Source organism: Pseudomonas sp. AAC, from assembly GCF_000725445.1.
GTDB lineage: Bacteria > Pseudomonadota > Gammaproteobacteria > Pseudomonadales > Pseudomonadaceae > Pseudomonas > Pseudomonas citronellolis.
Genome location: NZ_KL647095.1, coordinates 773,860 through 792,614, shown reverse-complemented (window position 1 = coordinate 792,614; position 18,755 = coordinate 773,860). Strand labels below are relative to the sequence as shown.

Sequence of the window (18,755 nt, the reverse complement as noted above, 5' to 3'; positions counted from 1 at the left end):
GCCCCGAGGCTCCCGGACTTCTTGCAAGCCCGGGAGTCGGTGATACAGTTCTCACAGGAGATGGCATTCTCCGTTAACCGCTGACGCCGTCAGCTGATGATGCCTACCGAACTCGCGAAGGCGGGAGCGGTAGGCATTTTTGTATCTACAGCCCCACTTCGCTCAGGTAGTCCCATCGCCAGCCGCGATTCGCCTTATGGCACGCGTCGGCCCTGTACCTGGAGGTGAATGTGGGAACCCCACTGCATCATCAGCCTGACCTCATCTGGTCGTCGTCAGTCACCAGCATCCTGTCCGACGACCTGGAAGCGTTTCTCCAGCTGCTTCCCGCTCAACATATCCTTCTACGAGTAACCTACCCTTCGGCGCTCAATATCGCCCGTGAGCAACAAGAACACCTCGCCCGGGCGCTGTTCAGCCAGGGATTGAAGCGCTCCGCACTGCTAATCGAAAGCGCTGCCCGCTACCTGGTGTTCTCGGAGCCTCGCGAGGCCTGGGACACCTATTGCTGCCTGAGGTACTCCAGCCTGGCAATCGAGGTCGGTATCTGCCGTGTTGGCGTCTACCGAGAGTCGCTAGCGAACCTACGTACCCGCTCCACAGCGACGGCCTATCCGGCCCCGAGCAACCAGCCCACGGCGACGGTCGACGACGCGAGGAACCCGGTATGAGCGAGATACTCGAAACCTCATCGAGCGGCTCGCAGTCCAGCTCGAATCCGGAAGTGCGCAAGCTCGCCGTCGGTTTGCTGCACAAGGCCGATATCGAGGTGAATGGTCAGCGTCCCTGGGACATGCGAGTGCTGCGCCCGTGCGTCTTCGAACGAGCGCTGGGTATGGGCAGCCTCGGCCTGGGCGAGAGCTATATGGACGGTGACTGGGACGCTGCGCATCTCGACGAGTTCTTCCATCGCCTGCTGCGCGCCCGGCTCGATCGCGAGGTCCAGCCGTTGCGCTTGCTTGCCCATGCCCTGCGCTATCGCCTGCGCAACCTGCAGAACATCAGGCGTGCCTGGCAGGTCGGCAGGCAGCATTACGACCTGAGCAATGAACTGTACAAGGCCATGCTGGACTCACGCCTGACTTACAGCTGCGGCTATTGGGAAAACGCCACAAATCTCGAGCAGGCCCAGGAGGCCAAGCTGGAGCTGATCTGCCGCAAGCTGCAGCTCAAGCCCGGCATGCGCCTGCTGGACATCGGCTGCGGCTGGGGAAGCCTGATGGCCTATGCCGCGCAGCACCACGGCGTGGAGTGCGTGGGCGTGACTGTATCCCAGGAACAGGCGAACTGGGCCGGTGACCGCTACCGTGACCTGCCCGTGGAGTTCCGACTGCAGGACTACCGCAGCCTGAACGAGCGGTTCGACCGCATCGCCAGCGTCGGCATGTTCGAGCACGTCGGGCACAAGAACCATCGGGCGTTCATGCAGGTGGCCCACCGCTGTCTCGCTGACAATGGCCTGCTCCTGCTGCACAGCATCGGCAAGAACGCCCGCCGCGGGCATCCCGACCCGTGGATCGACCGCTACATCTTCCCCAACGGCGACCTGCCCTCCATCGGCCAGATCGGCGATGCCGCGGACGACCTTTTCGTCGTCGAGGACCTGCACAACTTCGGCGCCGACTACGACCGCACCCTGATGGCCTGGCACGCCAATTTCGAAGCGGCCTGGCCACGCTTTTCAGCACCGGGGGAGCGCTTCCGGCGCATGTGGCGCTACTACCTGCTGTCCTGTGCCGGCGCCTTCCGCGCGCGCGACATCCAGCTCTGGCAGTGGGTGTTGTCCAAGCGCGGAGTTATCGGCGGCTACCGGCGTCCGCAATCGTAATCGAACGTGGCAATCGCGACTGGCGCATTTGAGCGAAAGAAGGAGATCGGTATGGCCGTATTCATCAAGCAGGTAGTTGCCCGGGAAATCCTCGACTCAAGAGGCAACCCGACAGTCGAAGTGGACGTGACCCTCGAGGACGGTTTCCAGGGGCGAGCCTCGGTGCCTTCAGGGGCGTCAACGGGTAAGCATGAAGCCGTTGAACTGCGTGATTGCGACCCGGCGCGTTATGGCGGCAAGGGCGTGCTGGACGCCGTGCACAATGTCGCCAGCGAAATCGCCCCGCTACTGAAGGGCCATGACGCCTGCGACCAGACCGCTATCGATTTGGCCATGCTGCAGTGCGATGGCACGCCGGACAAGTCGCGCCTGGGCAGCAACGCCATCCTCGGCGTCAGCCTGGCGGTGGCCCGCGCGGCGGCGGCGGCCACCGGCCTGCCGCTGTTCCGCTACCTCGGCGGGGAGCAGGCCACGCGCATGCCGGTGCCCATGTTCAACGTGCTCAACAACGGTGGCGTGCACGCCCACTGGCAAGGCACGGACTTCCAGGAGTTCATGATCGTCCCTTCCGGCGCCGGCAGCTTCCGCGAGGCGCTGCGCTGGGGCGGGGAAATCTACCGCCACTTGCGTACCCTGCTGGAGGCCAAGGGCTTCTCCACCTCGGTGGGCGACGAAGGCGGCTTTGCGCCACCGTTGAAGTACAACGCCGATGCCCTCGACCTCCTGATGAAGGCCATCGAGGCCGCCGGCTACCGTCCGGGCGAGGAAGTCCAGCTCGCCCTGGATCCGGCGCCCAGCGCACTCTACGAAAACGGCTTCTACCGCCTGCACAGCGAAGGCCGGCTTCTGGATGCCGACGAGATGATCGGCCTGTATGCCGACTGGGTGGAGCGCTACCCCATTGTGGTGCTGGAGGACGGCCTTGCCGAGGACGACTGGGAGGGATGGAAGCGCCTGACCGCGGCGCTCGGCCAACGCATCGAGCTGGTTGGCGACGACCTCTTCGTGACCAGCGCCGAACGCATCCGCCGCGGCATCCTCGAGAACACCGCCAACGCGGTGCTGATCAAGCCGAACCAGATCGGCACCCTCAGCGAGACCCGTACCACGGTACTCCTAGCCCACAACAACGGCTGGGGCGCGATGGTGTCGCACCGCAGCGGCGAAACCGTCGACAGCTTCATCGCCGATCTCACCGTGGCCTTCGGCACCGGGCATCTCAAGGCCGGCGCCCCCTGCCGCGGCGAGCGGGTGGAGAAATACAACCAACTACTGCGCATCGAGGAAATCCTCGGTGGCACCGCGCACTATGCTGGCTACCAGGCTTTCGTGCATTGACCTGGCGGAGGGCGCCAGGCGCCCTCCGTCCCCCCATTGAGCCAGAGGTGAAGCATGACTGCCGCCGACCGCCAGGCCATCCCTGAATCCGTATCAGAACGAATTCTCCGACACTTTCGGGTGGCCCTGGAGGAGCGCGGCTACCTCGCCGATTCGCAGCAGCAAAACGCCGTCGAGCACCTTGCCAACTGGCTGGAGCACTTCCTCCACGGACACCATGGCTGGTTTCACAAGCCAACGGCGGGCATCTACCTGTGGGGGGACGTAGGACGCGGCAAGAGCTTTGTGATGGATGCCTTCTTTGCCGCCGCCCCCTTGCAGGACAAGCGCCGCGTCCACTTCCATGCCTTTCTGGAAGAAGTGCAGATGCGCCTGCAGGCTTTCGCTGGCCAGTCCGATCCCCTGGAAAAGGTCACCGGCGGCATTGCCGAGGAAACTCGCCTGCTGTGCTTCGACGAGTTCCACGTCCATGACATCGGTGACGCCATGCTGCTCGGGCCGACGCTGCAGCAACTGGTGGATGCGGGGGTTGGTTTGGTCTGCACGTCCAACTACCCGCCGTCCGCACTGTGCACGGACCCGTTGTACGGAGAGCGCTTCCGCCCCGTAGTCGAACTGATCGAGAAGCGCTTCGAGGTACTGGCGCTGGACAACGGCGAAGACTACCGGCAGCGACTGACCCCACTGGACCGTTGGGGCAGCTACCTCTGGCCGGCCGCATCCGTCGACCTGGCCCTCCTGCGCCAGCGCTTCGCGCTGGGGCCGCAGACGAGCTTCGAGCAGGTGCTGCAGGTCAACCACCACCCACTGCGAGTGCGGGCCCAGGACGGCGACCATGCCTGGCTGGACTTCGAGGAGCTGTTCGAGCATCCACACTCGGCGGCCGACTACCTGTGGCTGATCGAACGTTTTCCCTGCATGGCGGTGAGCAGCCTGGGGCCATTGCGCGACTGCCCCGACGATGTCGGCAAGCGCTTCCTGAACTTCATCGACATCGCTTACGACCGACACCTCAAGCTGCAGCTCTACGCCAGCGTAGCGCTGGAGCAACTGGCCGCCGGCGACACCCTGCTGGATTTCGAACGCACCCTCAGCCGCCTGCGGCAGCTGACCCTGGTGCCACTGGCGACTGACTGAGCGAGCGGCCGTACCTGCTCAGACGCCAGCCAGGTGCCCGCTCTCGTTGAGCCGGTGCAGGGTGCAGACGGTGTCCTCGACGACGATCTCGTTGAGGCAGCAGGGCTCTTGTTTCAGCCGCCAGTAGCGCGAGAGTGGCAGGCCCAGCGCCTGCAGCAGCAAGACGCGGTTGATGCTGTCGTGGCCAACCAGCACCAGGGTCTTGCCGGCATGACGATGCAGGACTTCACGCAGCACCTTCGTCCCTCGCGCCAGCACGTCAGCCAGGCTTTCGCCGTCGGGGATCGCGGCCAGGTCGGGCGCTTCCAACCAGGTGCGGTGCTCCTCCGGCCAGCGCTGGCGGACCTCCTCATGGGTCAGGCCCTGCCACTGGCCGTAGTCGGTGTCGGCTAGCCCCTCCAGGGCCTGCACTGGAGCTCCCGTGGCGCGCGCGATGGCGGCACCGGTATCGACGCAGCGCGACAGCGGGCTGGTGTAGATTGCATCCGGTTGCCAGGTTTCGGCGATGCGGCGGGCCACGGCCAGCGCCTGGCGCTTGCCCAGGTCGGAAAGTGGCAGTTCGGCGCGCCCGCGGAAGCGCTCCGGGGCTATCCAGTCGACATGGCCATGGCGGGTCAGAACGATTCGGGTCATGTTTGTTCTCTTGCCTGATGCTCAGCAACGCAGACTGGTGATGATGCGCTGCGGGTGGGTCAGCATATCCAGGGCGCTGAGGATATCCAGCACAACCAGATCAGCCGCACCGATGGCCACCGACGAAGCCCCCTCCGGGCCAATGACTGCAATCCCCAGTGCCGACTTCTGCAACATGTGCCGGTCGTTGCTGCCATTTCCAATGGCCACCACCCCATTCATGCCCAGCGTGCGCAGATAGTCTTCCTTGAAGATCGCCTGATCGTCGTCGGAGAGCACCAGCAAGTTGACATCCAGCGCAGCGAGCTCCGCCTCTGCGGTGCCAAGCGGGTCGCCAGTAACCACATGCAAAGCCAGAGTGCGGCCAAGGATCTCCAAGCGCCGCGCTACACCGTCTATCAGGCGACCATCCACCGCCAGGGTGCCGTTGTAGTCGCAGATCAGATGCTTCAGCCTAAGACTCCCCACTCCCGGGATATCGATCGCCAGCATATTCAGGCTCCTTTAGCGGGTCAGCCGCGAATGACGGTAACGGCGCAGGGGGCGTGGTCGATGACCTGCCGGGCCACCGAGCCCAGCAGCCAGCGCTCGAAACCGGAATGACCACGATGACCAATCACGATATGGTCGATGGCGTGCTCCTCCGCATAACGCACTATTTGCTCCGCGGGACGGCCGACCGAGACATGTGTCGTCGGCCGATCCTCCGGAGCCATCCTCCGGTAACCAAGCATGTTGAAGGCATGATGAAAGTGCGCGCGCGAGCGTTCGATCACTGCCTCGGTCTCCACCTCGTCACCGAACTCCGGCGGCTGCGCCACCGAGAGAATGTGCAGACTGGCGCCAAAACGCTCGGCCAGGTCGTGGGCGAAGTTCAGGGCCAGCTCCGCTGCCGTGGAAGCGTCATAGGCCACCAGAATGTGCTTGATCATGGTTCACCTCCTTTGCGCCGCATCCGAGCGCAAGTCGTCGTGCCGCGCAGATTGCCTGACCTCCGCCGGCGGACCGGCGGCCTCCTCCTCGGGAGCGTTCCTGGGCAACAGATGCCGGGGCAGGAAGAAGGCATTGGCGATCAGCGTCGGTACCACGGCGCTACCGATCACAGCCGCCACCAGCGCTGAGTACTGCCCCTGGTCGATCAGCCCATGGGACAGGCCGAACAACGCCGAGATGGTGCCGAAGGTCAGTCCGGTGGACATCAGCAGGGTGGTGTAGGCGCCTTCCCGACGTGGCGAGCCGTAGTACAGGCAGGTGGGGTACACGCCCACCAGCTTGGTGAGCATTTTCACCAGCAAGAGCAACACGAAAGCCGCGGGTGCGGCGGCCAGTGCCGGCAACGACACCAGCGAGCCAGCGCGGATGAAGTAAAAGGGTGTCAGCAGGCCGAAGGTCAGGGTGCGCAGGCGGCGAATCAACGCGTGGTCCTTGCCTACGGTGCCGGCCAGGACCATGCCGATCAGATACGCCGGCAACACTGCCTCGCTGTCCGCCCACGTGGCCGCCGCGCCCAGGCCGAACAGGCAGAGCATGAGGAACTTGGCTTCCAGTTCCGAAGGGCGGCCACCGAAGCGGCGGAAAAAGCGCGGGGTGATCCACGGCAGCAGCAGCGCAGCCAGGGCCAGGATACCGGCGAAACCAATGGTCTTCAGGGTGAAGGGGGCGAAGATCAGCCCCAGGGCGATCACCGTGGCCAGGTCGTTGACGAAGCAGGCCGCCAGCACGATTTTCCCGTATTCGCTGGTGTTCAGCCCCAATTCCAGCATCACCGCATAGACCACCGCCACCGAAGTGGTAGACATGGCGATACCCGCCAGCCAGCTGGCCTGCGGGTTCCAGCCCAGGCCCCAGCGCGCGAGTGCCGCACAACCGAGGAAGGGCACGATGAAGCCGACCAGGCCGATGACCGTTGCCTGCTTCCAGTGAGTGCGGAACACCTTCGGGTCCAGTTCGGCACCGGCCAGGAAGGTCAGCAGAATGGCCCCGGCACCTGACAGGAACTTGATCCAGCTGGCATCGCCCTGCAGCACTGCCATTCCCAGCAGCGCACCGATGATCAACTGGGCAATGGTCCCGACGACGATCTCCGACAGGGCCGTAGCGATGCGCAAGAAGATCGACACCAGCGTCGCCAGCAGCGCCAGTCCCAACCACAGGGCTGCCTGAGCCCATATCTCAGTCATGGCGGCCTCCGCTTGCGGCTTCGTCGTCCTCACCCAGTACGCCGAACTCGATGGGGGTCTTCACGTACACCAGCTTCAGGTGTTCGTCAGCCAGACGGGTGAAGATCCGCTGCATTTCCTCCTCGGTGACCACCATCACCACTTCCAGCGGTTGATCGGCCAGTTCGAAGAAATGCGCGGCATGCATTCTGTGGTGATGGCCAAAGCCTTCTTTGGCGGCCAGCAGGGTGGCGCCGTGCACACCCAGGCGCAGCGCCTCGGCCATAAGCCATTCGGCGATGGGCTTGTGGTGGACCGTGCGGTCCTGCTGGGTGAAGAAGGTCAGTTGGTAGCCCTTCATGACATCCCCCGTACCGCGAGGAAGTACGAGGCAGAAGGCTCAAAGGCAGACCCTGGGAGCGAGGTGAGGTGTGGTTTCATGGCAGCTGTCCATAGGTCATTCGTGGACAGCGCATACAAAAATGCCTACACCGCCCAGATAGGGTTGTGCGTAGGCATCATCAGCCGGAAGGCGGTTATGAGGAGGAATGCCATCTCCTTCCTAAGACGTTAGCAAAGAGCGCGAAAAATGCACTGAAAGATACGACCGATACGAAGCCCCCTGGCGCCTGCAGGCCTCACCCGTAGCGATTGGCCATCCTCGATCAAGTAGTGGCAGGCCTCGATGATGTTCTGCCTACCAGTTGCATCGTCGCGCTGGAACATCCCTACCCCGCAGCGCTCCTTATACAACCGCTTCTTGTGGTTGCAGCTGTGGAAGTACCCCCAACCCTCGGTAATCCTCTTCCACAGATCACCAATAGCGTCAGCCTTGGCATAGTCACTACGGACTTTCCGGCCATCGAAGAAGAAGGCGGCATGGATGTGGTAGCCCATGTCCTCCCCTTGCTCCACGGCGCAGATGTAGCCTGTCTCGTGCTGGAAGACCGGATCGTATTCCCGAGCCCGGATCAGCCTGTCCAGGTCCTCGAAGACGTCCTCCACCTTCAGGCGAATACGTGCTGCTTCCCGGTAGTACAGATCCACCCTCACCACTACGGTACGAGAACGGCTAGCCATCACCCGCTCTACGTATTCAGTGACGGCTTGCCGATTACGCTTCTCCCGGCAAACACGGTCATGCTTCCCACGCTTGAACCACTTGGTCTGCACGTGCTCCCGAATCCTCTCCACGAGCCAGTTGTAGGTCTGGGCCTCTGACAGGAGCCCTCCCTCGCTCTCGTCCATGCACGTCATCCCGAACATCCCGAACTCGATGCCGATGTCGTAGCACGCCTCCTTGAATGCGAGCAGGTGTTCACTCAGGGCGTACGTCTCGTCATGCACCAGGTGATACATCTGCCGAATGTGATCGAAGTACCGAGAGAGCTTGGTCCTCTTGATGACTTCATCCCCCTGTGCGTCGTAGCTGATCCTAAATGCAGGACCATCGTGACGGATCACTGCGTTCACGAGTCGCTCGATCTGGATAGCGATGTCGGATTGGGAGAGGTGTTTCGCTGCTTGATTGGTCATGGTCTGTACCTGGTTGGTTTAGGGCATACCAAGTACGGAGTGGGTATTTTTAAACTGGAGAGGTGGGTAGCTAGGTTCCTGTTGTAGCTAGCCATGAGTGAGTAGAGGTGGATGGATTAGAGATAGGTTATTGGAGATGGTTAGCGATGGAATGGGTGAATGGATTAGGTAGATTGATAGAGATAGTTAGTAGCTATCTATATCAATAAACCCCACTATCCTGCTTGCAAAACACCAAGCGCCATCGAGCATCCAGACGAAGAATGTCAAGCGTAGTCGGGAGAAATCACAGAGCCGGGCACTGGGAGTTATCTGAGAGATAGCACCAGTCCAACAGGTGCTTGCTGCTCCCCTCGATGCCGTCCAGAGCCCCTACAGGCAGGAGATGCTATTGCTCTATGGTGTAGTGGGCATCCGAGCCTATGGGTAGAAATCTAGAGACAGAAAGATCAGGAGTGGCTCAAATCCAAGGGTCGTGAATAGCTAGTAAAAGCATATTACCCACACCGCACAGGATCCTTTCAGCTACGCCGTGATCGAAGGGTGTTTCTCACCGGGCACACCGGGAAATTCTTCTCTGCACTTACTCCGGAAATAAACCATCGACCATCCATCTTGATACAGCCAGCAATCAAACTGCGTACCCTCCCGATGGCCCCGGCAATGAGGAGCAACATTGACGGCCCACCAGGAGGGCTAAGGCATACTGCCGCCCATTCGGCATAAACGCCATGACCAGCCGCAGCCGGTCATGGCGCCGATGCTTAATGATTAGCCGGCCACACCCAAGCGGCCAAATCGGACGGGAGAGTCACTGACCGAGTCGCGCTCCTCGATCCTGGCCAAGATCCAGTCGTAAACTTCGCTATCGACCCAACCGACACAACGGTCACCCAGAGAGACGGGTTTCGGGAAGGTGCCCTCCCCGATGTACTTGTAGATGGTCGACCGTGCCAGGCCGGTCGAATCGATGACTTCTTTCAGGCGGATGATCCTCATGAGCAGGCTCCTCTATTAGCTCAGAAGATCTGCACACCGGGGATTTTTTTACTGCAGCCGCAGAGCTCTTTTTACCTTGCGAGGCAAAGTAACCAATCCGAAGTCCATTCGGTTCTGTAGAGTCAACTCGGCTTCATCTATTGCTAGCCACCTATCCACATTTTCCCGAGTGACCTCCTCGAACACCGAAAAACGTCCCAACCCCACAGGCGCCGGTTGGAGCATGATCGTAATCGACTTATAGCCGAGGTCATCCATTGCCGGAAGAATACGAATATCCGCTGCCTCGAAATCAACCCAGTTCAACTGACCAAATCGCGCCCGATATTCGTGGGCGACCTCCATCGCCATTGTGTAGATGGACGAACAAACCTGCTTGGCATTGCTATCAGTTCCATCCGTGGACTCGGTGGCAACTTCGCTATCACTTTCTTCCATCAATCCGCCCCTCTCCTCGGCCACCATCGGATTACGATTCCTGACAAAATCACTCTTAATCAATGCTCTGAGCTCAGCATCTTCAATCGGAACGTCCGAAGCCAAGCGCCGCCAGTGGTGCGATAGCAGGTGAGAGGCATACCTATAAAGCAGGTGTTGGAGTAGGAAAAATACAGGCTGCCGCTGACCCGCCCAGATCTGAGCCAGACCGACGGGGACTAGCACCACACCGCTTTCACGCCGCACCTTCTCGGCATAAGCATGAGCCTGCTTGTGAAGAGTCTTCGCATGATTGGGCTTTCCCCAGTCGTAACTGATGTGTACAGCAATAGCCCCCTGTGGCTTGAGCGCATCAATATTCAGGTAATACGTGCTCTCGACCTTACCTGCGGCAAAAACCTTGCTCGAAAGGCCGGGGGTATGACGTCGAATCAGCCCCAAGACCATTAGGCGAGAAAGACGAGCCTTCATTTGTTCAGTCTGCATGCCTGTGAGCCGCGCCAGTTCCAGCAGCCCGATCTGGACCATTCCAAACCGGTCAGAGCGAGAAAGCAAAACCGCGAAAAGCAGGCGATTACGGATGCTCAGCCGCCCACGGCTACCTGGCGGCTGGCGCCTCCCCTTTTTAGGCTCCGCCGCAGCCACCACCTCCTCACCTAGTTCGTCTTGTTCGTCAGGTGCACGTCCGAGTACAGGAAAAACCATGTCCGCGCCCGAGAACAGCGCCTGCAACAACTCGGCATGTTGAGGGTAGGAATCATCCCCTACCAATGCGTCCACATGACACGAACCTAGCGTGTAGGTAACCGTTGCCCTTCCTCCGCTTCCTACTCGGGCTGGAGCATCACGCTCCATGGCACCAGCGTCGACTAGCTCACTCAATGCGGCAGAGACGACTCTCTCCGCCACATGGAGCCTCTTCGCAAACGGCTTCACGCTCAGCTCGCTCGCTGGACCTAGCCAGCACCCTGGATCCCTGGCAATGACCTCCAATATGAAACGAGCATCAGGTGAGCATGAAAAGTCTGTATCCAATAGGCTTTCGAATAGAAGAGCCATTTCAAATCTCTCTCCAACGTACGGTTTTCACACACTGTGTTATTCGCATATACGAACAATAACAACTCATATAACACATCACAACACAACCGACTAAACATCAAAACGTCACCAATAACGGTTGCGTACCATCTTGCATATCGCAACCGTAACGGATATTTTCGAAAATCCTAGCTAGGCGTAAGTCGCCCTCTTTGGAGGATGTAATGTCAGAGAATGAGAAACCGTTGAGGTGGCTGCGTCGGCAGGATGGTGAGTGGGAGTGGGCAGCTGACTACCTGGTGCAACGACTCGACTCCGAGTACATAAAGTCGATAGCGCCCAATCCGACCAATCGACTGGGAACCTACGAAAACGTGGTTTCTGCCATCGGAAAAATCCGGAAGAATGACCCTGAGCTTGTCATCAGACTGCAGGGCGCTGTACGGCAACGTCGGTACCGGTCCGATAGCAACGGCAGGAAGCCGCTGACGTTCACCCTTAGCAAAGAAACCATCTCTAGGTTGAAGCATCTTGCCAAGCGGCATGAGACAAGCGAAACGGCCGTAATCACCGCGCTTATAGATAAGGCAGGGCAAGCGGCCGAAGCCGAGAAGAACTACGAAAAACAGCTCAAGGAATCAATTTCAAGGGAGCGCAAAATTGCCGGCCAGATAACGGCGTCCATGAGCGCTCAACGGGACGAAGCACTAAAACACGTAGAGCGATACCTGAGGCTTCTCGCCCAGTGGGAGCGGAAGTACCCTGACGGAATACCCTCTTCTGACAGCGACGACGACATCAACGAGCGTATTGAGACCAGAATGAAGGACCTTAAAAGCGCGCTGGCCTACATGGACCTCAGAGACCGCCTGACCACTGAACGCCCGACCTAACGAGCCGTGAAAGCTAGAGACCTGCACCAAGCCGTGTCAGGTGCCTCCAGTTCAAATCCAGCTAAGAGGTATTCCAAATGGTATTCCACAGAATTTCTTAACCGGGTTTTTTATTTAAATTTCATGCAGATAGAAAGTCATTTCAGATTACCCCGGCCCACCAAATGCAAGACGAGAAGCCCCTGATTTTCCTAGAGAATTTCAGGGGCTTTTGCTTTTCTAGACATTCGTTTGCCCAAAAATTGCCTTCTGCCCGCTGGATCACTGGCAGCCTTCCCCCTTCGTCCAATGTCTCCCGCCTATTTCTCACACGCCGAAACGCTTTCCCAACCGCGAAGCTGCGCAGCGAAAAGCCTCCGCAGGTCGACCAGGCAGATACCGGCAATGCCCCGGCTCAGCAGTACGCCAGCTCCGATCCACTCGGCTACCACTTCATCAGGTAAAACGCACATCCGGCCAAAAGCTTCGACGGTGCACAGGCCGAGATTCAGGTCTGGTTGGTTCATAACACCCAGGCCGAGTTGCGCCAACGGGTCGCGCAGGAAGAAGAAGCGTTGCGACAGCAGAAAGCCGAGCAACTCGCCCAGTCTCAGACGGAACAAGCCAGGGTGGCGCAGGAAAAAACGCTTCATCTCAGCGCAGTGTCAATTCTGGTGGCAGCATGAGCAGCATCCAACCGAGAGAACTGCGCAGAAAAAGGCTGAGGCGTGCGCAGGTCGTAATTGAAAGCGGACGTATTCCGGCATCGAGTTCGGTCAACATGAATCGGCCGCCCTCCTCTTCCGCTTTCACGCCCTTCCCAAACGAAGTATCCAGACCGATACCAAGCCGCTAACAAACCCCACTAAAGGTTTCCCCGCGAAGGCCGCCATGCCGGGTATCCATCACGATCCGGAGCCTTCCGATGTCCAGCATCTCGTCCGTCAGCAACATGAATCCTCCGCTTCACCACCTCCTCAAACTCATCCACCGCCACCGCATCGACGAGTGACGGCAGCACCACCTCCTCCAGTGCAACGAGCACCACCCAAACCAATGCAAGCGGTTCAGCGCAAGGCGCTGGCGGGGCTGGCGGCGCCGGGGGAAGCGGTAGTAGCTCCAGCAGCACCTCGGACAGCACGCTGGAGAAGCTCAAGGAGGCTGTGGAACAGGCGCAGAAGGAACTGCAGGAAGCCGAACAGGAACTTGCCAAGGTCAGCCAGAGCGGCGGCAACCAGACCGAGGAGGAGAAACAGGCCCGCCAGGTGCAGGAGCAAGCAGCCCGGGCACGTGTCGCGACCGCCAGCGCTGCTGTGGCGACGGCCTATGCGGCGTACTCCGAGGCGCTGACGGAGTCCGGCAGCAGCACCAGCGGGACCGGGGTGAATACCACGGCTTGAAATGGAAAGTAGGATGGTTCTGTGACAATAAAGAGATTTCCCCAAAGACCTCACAGCCTTGGAGCTGGATAAAGAAAGACGCGAGCAACCTGCAAGGCTGCTCGCGAAGCAAGAATGAGCGGATGACTTGATCGATTTTGGTCGAATCGTCGCTTTTAAAATCGGCAAGGGCAGAGGTCGGCCGGAAATGCAGGGCTACTTCAGACCATCCCTAGGGATGCTCTTGGTAAATATTTACCTGAAGTATACGAACTAGAAGCACTAAACGCAGGCGGCTATTGCGAATATCCAATTTGTTACGACAAAAAGAATAGGCCTATCGAAATACAATAGGCCTGAAGGGCGAATGCCCCTTTTTAATTGTCTAGCGCAGTTAAATCCAGCTAAGCCCTGGAGCTTTTTAACCATCGAAATAATTATATCCCAGAAACTCAGGATAAATATTTTTCACATCGAGCAAAAGCCAATTGACAGCCAAAAATAACAATTCAACCACAGCCTAAAAACATATATATCACCGTTCAAATCCAGTGCCTTTTACTGGTCAATTGCGGGCACTAGTAATATGAGCAACTGGATCTGAGCGCATGTAGACGGTACGGCCACGAAACACCGTTCGCTCCACTTTCGCCTCCGCAATTTTTTCCGGAGTGCCTTTAGAAACCAGATCGAAAAGATTTCGGTCGACGACAATAAAGTTGGCAAGTTTCCCCAACTCAAGCGAACCGAAAAGATTCTCTTGGCGAACAGCGTGCGCTCCGTTAATGGTATAAGCATCAAGCATCTGATTCAGCGTAGCGGCTTGATCGATGTTATATGGTTTCTGACCAGGAAGAGCGCGCGTGATACCCGATGCAATGTTGACGAACGGATTAGGGTCCCGAGTATCAACGGGAGCGTCACTACCTGCCACCAATATCGCACCAGCCCTGTAGGTACTAGCTACGGGATAGGTTGCACTCCATACATAACTATTTTCATTATACAGAACATCTTCGAGCGACTGCCCTATCTTACTTGGCTGTAGGAATGGCGTAACTGTGACATCGTACTCAGGATCCAAGTTCATCCAAGAATATGTATAGGTTAGATAAACGCCTAACGCCCCCATCCGCGCTTGGTCATCTGGATGAATTATCTGTAAGTTAGCAATAGTGTGCGGAATTCCTCGATTTCCATTACGATCTCTCGCTGCCTGCAGGGCGTCAACTGCAATTCTCGCTGTGCGGTCACCGATACTGTGTATATGCGTACCAAAACCATCCGCATCCAAAGCCGTTACATAGCGATCAAGCAAGGCTGACTCAATATTAACGATGCCATTGAAATTCGAATCTTCACTATCGCCGATTATAGAGACTTGGGGTTTAGAATCAGCTTCTCGCAACCCTAGCGCCGGCACCTGATAGTTGTGCAGCATGCCTGCTGTGGGCAGAAAAACTGGTGTCGCAAATGGATCGCCCTCAAGCACTCCATCTAGGAATACCTTTACCACATCAGCTTTTATTTGCGGATTTCTTGCAAATTCCTTCCGCACTGCACGGGCCTTTTCAATGCGAGCCGGTATGTCGACCACTCCTGCGTAATCTTCAGAAGCGAAGCAAGTTGCAGCGCTGACATACACGTTCAGTATATTCTTCTTCTGCATAGCAATATATTGATCTCGGATAAAATCAGTTGCACAGGCATCCTGAATGCTAGTGATACCTCTCATGGCAAGCAAGTGCGCGACTTTGGGCAATATGTCGCCGTACAATTTACTACCCTGAATGTGCCCTTTAGGTAGCTTCATGAAGTCGTAGCTATCTGCCGGAATTCGCTCTCTAGCGCGATCCCGCACCACTCCAGTATCCAAGCTTACATACGAAGCCATCTTTTCGAAGATGCCCCCTTGGGATAAAGACTCAGCATTGAAACCTATTGTTCTCCCTTTCTCATCCTGAGCAGTACTCAAGGCAGTTGAGTTATAGGCACTAGCATGACCATCCGACCCGAATAGCATGATCGGGCGCTCTATAGATACGGAATCCAGTGCCTGACGTATTGTTTTGTAAGTAGATGTGGGCTCGTTTCCGGCATAAGGCATCCACTGATCAATTATCAACCATGTACCAGGGGCGGCAGGGTAACGAGTCTGGCAATTCCTAACGACTTTAGCCAACTGATCTAGGTCAACCCCCTTACCATGTAAGTCACAACCTTCAATAGCTACCGTCCCAAAGGTATGGATATGATTATCGTGAAAACCGGGCAGCACCATTTTTCCGGAAAGATCAACTACTTTATAACCATTTTTAATATAGCGCTCTGCGCCAGCAATTTCACCTAAATAAACAATTTTTTCGCCGGATACCACCATGACATCAACTTCATTACGCTGAGCGTCCTGTGTATAAATTCGTCCATTAACATATACAGCACTATTGGTCTGATCGACGGAGAAGGTTGATGTATTTTTGCAGCCATTCACACCTAAAGTAAGAGCAAATGAAAGAAGCAATACTTTCGTCGCTTGACCCCAAAATAGCATGTAGAAATTCCATGTAAGTCAAGAATTTAGAGCACTCTTCGCTCGAGAGCACAGCCCCTGTACAAGTCGCCATAAATATATTATTTAATTAAAAATCATATTTTATTTTTTGCGAGCCCCTCCCCTAGAATTACAGTTGCCCTAAGGCAACATGACGAGCAAAGAGAATTATTTTTCACAGATAATTTTCTTCCGCTTGTAGCTAGCAGTCGCAGGAAGGAAGTCAGACCACACCGCTTTCACATTGACCTCCATTTTCAGGATCCGCTTTAACTCGACAGCGAATGATGCAACCAAATTATCAACCAACAGAGAGTTCGATCCGGTATACAAGAAGTCGAAATTTTTTATATCGCGCTTTTGAATTAACCTGAACGACTCAACATGCTGGTTCGCATTGAAGTAACTGTCGAGCGTATTGGTAACAATAGCAGTGGGTACATAGTGACCACCTATCGTCCTCAAGCAGTCATCCTTCCGGCCCTCTACGCGCTCGATAGTTCGCCCGTGCCGCCCACACTGGCATTTAAATTCATCGTCACCACCAATGGAAACAATATCACCATGGTCGTAGCGAATGAACGGCATCGTGCGGCAAAGGAAATCTGTGCAATAAACGCTGGCGAGTTTAGCTTCCCTAGAGCCTGCAACGGTCTCTAGTTCAACATACACTTGGTCAAAATCTGGATGGTAATGTCGATAGGGGCACTCCAAAGCAATGATGCCAACCTCCTCAGATGAGTATTCATCGAGAACATTAGTTCTGAATAGTCTGGAGTAATACTCTCGCTCGTGCCTAGAGCTCGCTTCGGAGTTTGTGACGATTGCCTTCAACCCAAGCGCCGCAATACGCTCAGAATATGGCTCAAGAATAGGCAGGTAGCTCGGGAGAAGATTTAGGATAATTGGACGAAGCTGCTCCAGATGCTGAACAAACTCCTCCGAATCAGCGATGTCATTCAGCGTAAAAGTTGGATAATCACCCATCATCGAAGATGTCCAACTTCGAATATGGTGAACATTGTAAATCCAACGATCTGGAGTAAACTCCGCTCCGGCTAGCTGTTGGAACATACGATAGTAGTTGAGTGCGTTGTTAGAAACAGAATCCAAATCGCTCAGAATTGGCAAGGCGACGCCACTGGAGCCAGAGGTGCTAGACCAAAACACGCCTGGGGCGTCTTTTGATAGATTCCGAGGCATAAAGTCCTCGGTCTTTACATTTCTGAGAATGCCTTTGTTCAGCACTGGCAATGATCGGAAATCCGCGAAAGAGCGAATTCCTCCGACTTCATAGCCTACCGCCTTATAAAACTCACAGTAGAACGGAATGTTTTCGTAGGCGTAGTCGACCACGCTCGAGAGGTGATTAAGTGTGAACTGCTTCTTCTGCTCAGCGGTCCAACCACTCCTCTCTAAGAGAGCTTGCTTCTCCTGAACCCAGCGTTGATATATATGCTGCTGAATCTCCGAAGTATCATAGCAATCCTCTTGCACAGTCATCCTAGAGTTTTTATGAATGGATTGCAGATTGGACGTAAAAGATTGAGTGTTAAACTTCATACTGGCAATTCCTTTCGAAACGACGGCATCAGAGTCCTACTAATTCAGCTTTAGCGCACTCGCTTACGCTGGGGACACTAGCCACCCGCCAGTCAAGACCCAACTCGCGAATCTTATTCAGGAACGGATCAGGTGGTAGCTCTTCCGGGTGAACCATAGTTCCGGCATTCCATTGGCCGGTGGCGATCAACACTGCAGCTGCCATTGCTGGAATGGCTGTTGTGAACGCAGTGACTTGGGTCTCCAGATCGTCGAGGCAATCTTCGTGCCTGCACACACTGTGCATAAAGATCTGCTCAGATTTCCCGTTTTTCTTGCCTCCAACCAAGGCTCCGACACACACGGTTCCACGATAGGAACTTGCAAAGGTCTCAGGTGCTGGTAGCACTTTGGCGAGGTAGTCCAAGGGTGCGATGCTGACGGCCCCGAGATCGATTGGATCAAGAGATAGCATCCCAACTTTTTGAAGAACCTCGAATGTCGACTTAAAGCTATCGCCGACACGCATCCAGAACTCGACCTTCGCTTCTGGCATGTGCATGGAGAGCGAATGAACCTCGTCATGGCCTACCGAATAAAGCTTTTGCCGTCCAATCTCCGGGAAGTCAAACTCCATGTGTCGAGAGAATGGCGGCGCAGAATGCCAAGATCCGTCCTGCCAGTAACCGGTTTCCTCGCAAAGCTCCTTGAGGTTTACCGCCGCATTGAAGTTTGTTGCAAAGAACTGATTGTGGATACCAGCGTTAGCGCAAAGGATATCGATAGTTTCTACGCTATCTAAATAGTCATTTTGAATCTTCTTGCAGAAGACATTCACTACGCCAGGATCGAAGCCAATCGAAAGAATCGCAGTCAGCCCCTTTGCTCGAAAACTCTCACGCAGTGTCAGCTCGTGCGAATACCAAGGCGGCGGCACGTTATAGTCGCTGTTTTGCTCATAAACAGCAGTGTCGATGTAGTGCGAACCAACCGCTAAGCACGCCCGCATAACGTTTAAGTGTGTGTCGGGTGTGGCGACATTTATTACAATGTCGGCCTTCGCCAAATCAAGAACCGCTACGAGCGCATCATAGTTACATACATCACATCCATAGTAACTGGCCACAAAGCCGTATTTGGCTTGTACCCTGTCTGCAACGCCCTTGGCTGAATCGGCGAATCGCCCAACAACATGCAATGTAAAACTCGTGTGCGGATGTTTTTTGGCGAATGCAGCAGCCACTACTTTACCAACCGTACCGACTCCAAGGATGACAATATTAATACTCTCATGCATGACTA

At 56.4% G+C, this 18,755-nt stretch carries 19 protein-coding genes and 2 riboswitches; of the genes, 6 read left to right on the top strand and 13 right to left on the bottom strand.

What is annotated here, in order from left to right:
- Positions 1 to 47 precede the first annotated feature (47 nt).
- Positions 48 to 113: riboswitch (Fluoride riboswitch) on the top strand.
- Between the two features lie 117 nt (positions 114 to 230).
- The 4 genes from FG99_RS08985 to zapE are packed head-to-tail and all read left to right on the top strand — an operon-like array spanning position 231 to position 4,303.
- Positions 231 to 671, top strand: coding sequence for a hypothetical protein (locus FG99_RS08985; protein ID WP_034076280.1), 441 nt, complete (start codon positions 231 to 233; stop codon positions 669 to 671).
- Positions 668 to 1,828, top strand: a complete 1,161-nt coding sequence (cfa, locus tag FG99_RS08980) for a cyclopropane fatty acyl phospholipid synthase (RefSeq protein WP_051878625.1) — start codon at positions 668 to 670, stop codon at positions 1,826 to 1,828. Before FG99_RS08985 ends, cfa begins: the two co-directional genes overlap by 4 nt.
- Before the next feature lie 51 nt (positions 1,829 to 1,879).
- A complete protein-coding gene (gene eno / locus FG99_RS08975) occupies positions 1,880 to 3,166 on the top strand; it encodes a phosphopyruvate hydratase (RefSeq protein WP_043268935.1) in 1,287 nt (428 codons plus the stop codon).
- Positions 3,167 to 3,220: 54 nt separating this feature from the next.
- The gene (gene zapE, locus FG99_RS08970; RefSeq protein WP_043268933.1) at positions 3,221 to 4,303 is read left to right on the top strand and encodes a cell division protein ZapE; all 1,083 of its coding nucleotides are present in this window, start codon (positions 3,221 to 3,223) and stop codon (positions 4,301 to 4,303) included.
- Positions 4,304 to 4,321: 18 nt separating this feature from the next.
- Here the strand turns inward: zapE and FG99_RS08965 are convergent, their stop codons facing one another.
- From FG99_RS08965 to FG99_RS08930, 8 genes are all read right to left on the bottom strand, one after another.
- Positions 4,322 to 4,936 carry a histidine phosphatase family protein gene (locus tag FG99_RS08965; protein WP_043268931.1) on the bottom strand — a complete coding sequence of 205 codons (615 nt, stop codon included), beginning with the start codon at positions 4,934 to 4,936 and terminating at the stop codon, positions 4,322 to 4,324.
- A gap of 21 nt (positions 4,937 to 4,957) precedes the next feature.
- Positions 4,958 to 5,428: an HAD family hydrolase gene (locus tag FG99_RS08960; protein ID WP_043268929.1), complete on the bottom strand. Its 471-nt coding sequence runs from the start codon at positions 5,426 to 5,428 to the stop codon at positions 4,958 to 4,960.
- Positions 5,429 to 5,448: 20 nt separating this feature from the next.
- Positions 5,449 to 5,868, bottom strand: a complete 420-nt coding sequence (locus tag FG99_RS08955; RefSeq protein ID WP_034076266.1) for a universal stress protein — start codon at positions 5,866 to 5,868, stop codon at positions 5,449 to 5,451.
- Between the two features lie 3 nt (positions 5,869 to 5,871).
- The gene (locus FG99_RS08950; RefSeq protein ID WP_034076264.1) at positions 5,872 to 7,116 is read right to left on the bottom strand and encodes a cation:proton antiporter; all 1,245 of its coding nucleotides are present in this window, start codon (positions 7,114 to 7,116) and stop codon (positions 5,872 to 5,874) included.
- The gene (locus tag FG99_RS08945; RefSeq protein WP_034076262.1) at positions 7,109 to 7,456 is read right to left on the bottom strand and encodes a DUF190 domain-containing protein; all 348 of its coding nucleotides are present in this window, start codon (positions 7,454 to 7,456) and stop codon (positions 7,109 to 7,111) included. The genes FG99_RS08950 and FG99_RS08945 overlap by 8 nt, the downstream gene beginning before the upstream one ends.
- 144 nt (positions 7,457 to 7,600) lie before the next feature.
- A riboswitch (Fluoride riboswitch) is annotated at positions 7,601 to 7,663 on the bottom strand.
- Between the two features lie 2 nt (positions 7,664 to 7,665).
- Entirely contained in the window at positions 7,666 to 8,631 is a 966-nt protein-coding gene (locus tag FG99_RS08940) for a YagK/YfjJ domain-containing protein (RefSeq protein ID WP_043268926.1), read from the bottom strand.
- 771 nt (positions 8,632 to 9,402) lie between these two features.
- The gene (locus FG99_RS08935; protein ID WP_023082732.1) at positions 9,403 to 9,630 is read right to left on the bottom strand and encodes a helix-turn-helix transcriptional regulator; all 228 of its coding nucleotides are present in this window, start codon (positions 9,628 to 9,630) and stop codon (positions 9,403 to 9,405) included.
- A gap of 48 nt (positions 9,631 to 9,678) precedes the next feature.
- On the bottom strand, positions 9,679 to 10,848 hold the full coding sequence (locus FG99_RS08930) for a hypothetical protein (protein WP_043268925.1): 1,170 nt from the start codon (positions 10,846 to 10,848) through the stop codon (positions 9,679 to 9,681).
- A gap of 485 nt (positions 10,849 to 11,333) precedes the next feature.
- On the opposite strand from FG99_RS08930, the gene FG99_RS08925 reads away from it, so the two are divergent.
- Complete coding sequence (locus FG99_RS08925; protein ID WP_043268923.1) at positions 11,334 to 12,002, top strand: hypothetical protein; 669 nt, start codon at positions 11,334 to 11,336, stop codon at positions 12,000 to 12,002.
- Between the two features lie 299 nt (positions 12,003 to 12,301).
- On the opposite strand, the gene FG99_RS32785 is transcribed toward FG99_RS08925, so the two are convergent.
- Together FG99_RS32785 and FG99_RS32780 are read right to left on the bottom strand one after the other, a co-directional pair.
- Positions 12,302 to 12,634 carry a hypothetical protein gene (locus FG99_RS32785; RefSeq protein ID WP_043268921.1) on the bottom strand — a complete coding sequence of 111 codons (333 nt, stop codon included), beginning with the start codon at positions 12,632 to 12,634 and terminating at the stop codon, positions 12,302 to 12,304.
- Position 12,635: 1 nt separating this feature from the next.
- Positions 12,636 to 12,764, bottom strand: a complete 129-nt coding sequence (locus FG99_RS32780) for a hypothetical protein (protein ID WP_256204840.1) — start codon at positions 12,762 to 12,764, stop codon at positions 12,636 to 12,638.
- Between the two features lie 380 nt (positions 12,765 to 13,144).
- Between FG99_RS32780 and FG99_RS30745 the strand changes: the two genes are divergently transcribed.
- Positions 13,145 to 13,381, top strand: coding sequence for a hypothetical protein (locus FG99_RS30745; protein ID WP_051878623.1), 237 nt, complete (start codon positions 13,145 to 13,147; stop codon positions 13,379 to 13,381).
- 544 nt (positions 13,382 to 13,925) lie between these two features.
- Here the strand turns inward: FG99_RS30745 and FG99_RS08910 are convergent.
- From FG99_RS08910 to FG99_RS31170, 3 genes are all read right to left on the bottom strand, one after another.
- Entirely contained in the window at positions 13,926 to 15,911 is a 1,986-nt protein-coding gene (locus FG99_RS08910) for an amidohydrolase (protein WP_051878621.1), read from the bottom strand.
- A 168-nt stretch (positions 15,912 to 16,079) separates the two neighbouring features.
- Positions 16,080 to 17,474: a phenylacetate--CoA ligase family protein gene (locus tag FG99_RS32020; RefSeq protein WP_141766166.1), complete on the bottom strand. Its 1,395-nt coding sequence runs from the start codon at positions 17,472 to 17,474 to the stop codon at positions 16,080 to 16,082.
- A 28-nt stretch (positions 17,475 to 17,502) separates the two neighbouring features.
- Positions 17,503 to 18,750, bottom strand: a complete 1,248-nt coding sequence (locus FG99_RS31170; protein WP_081884596.1) for a saccharopine dehydrogenase family protein — start codon at positions 18,748 to 18,750, stop codon at positions 17,503 to 17,505.
- Positions 18,751 to 18,755: the final 5 nt, after the last annotated feature.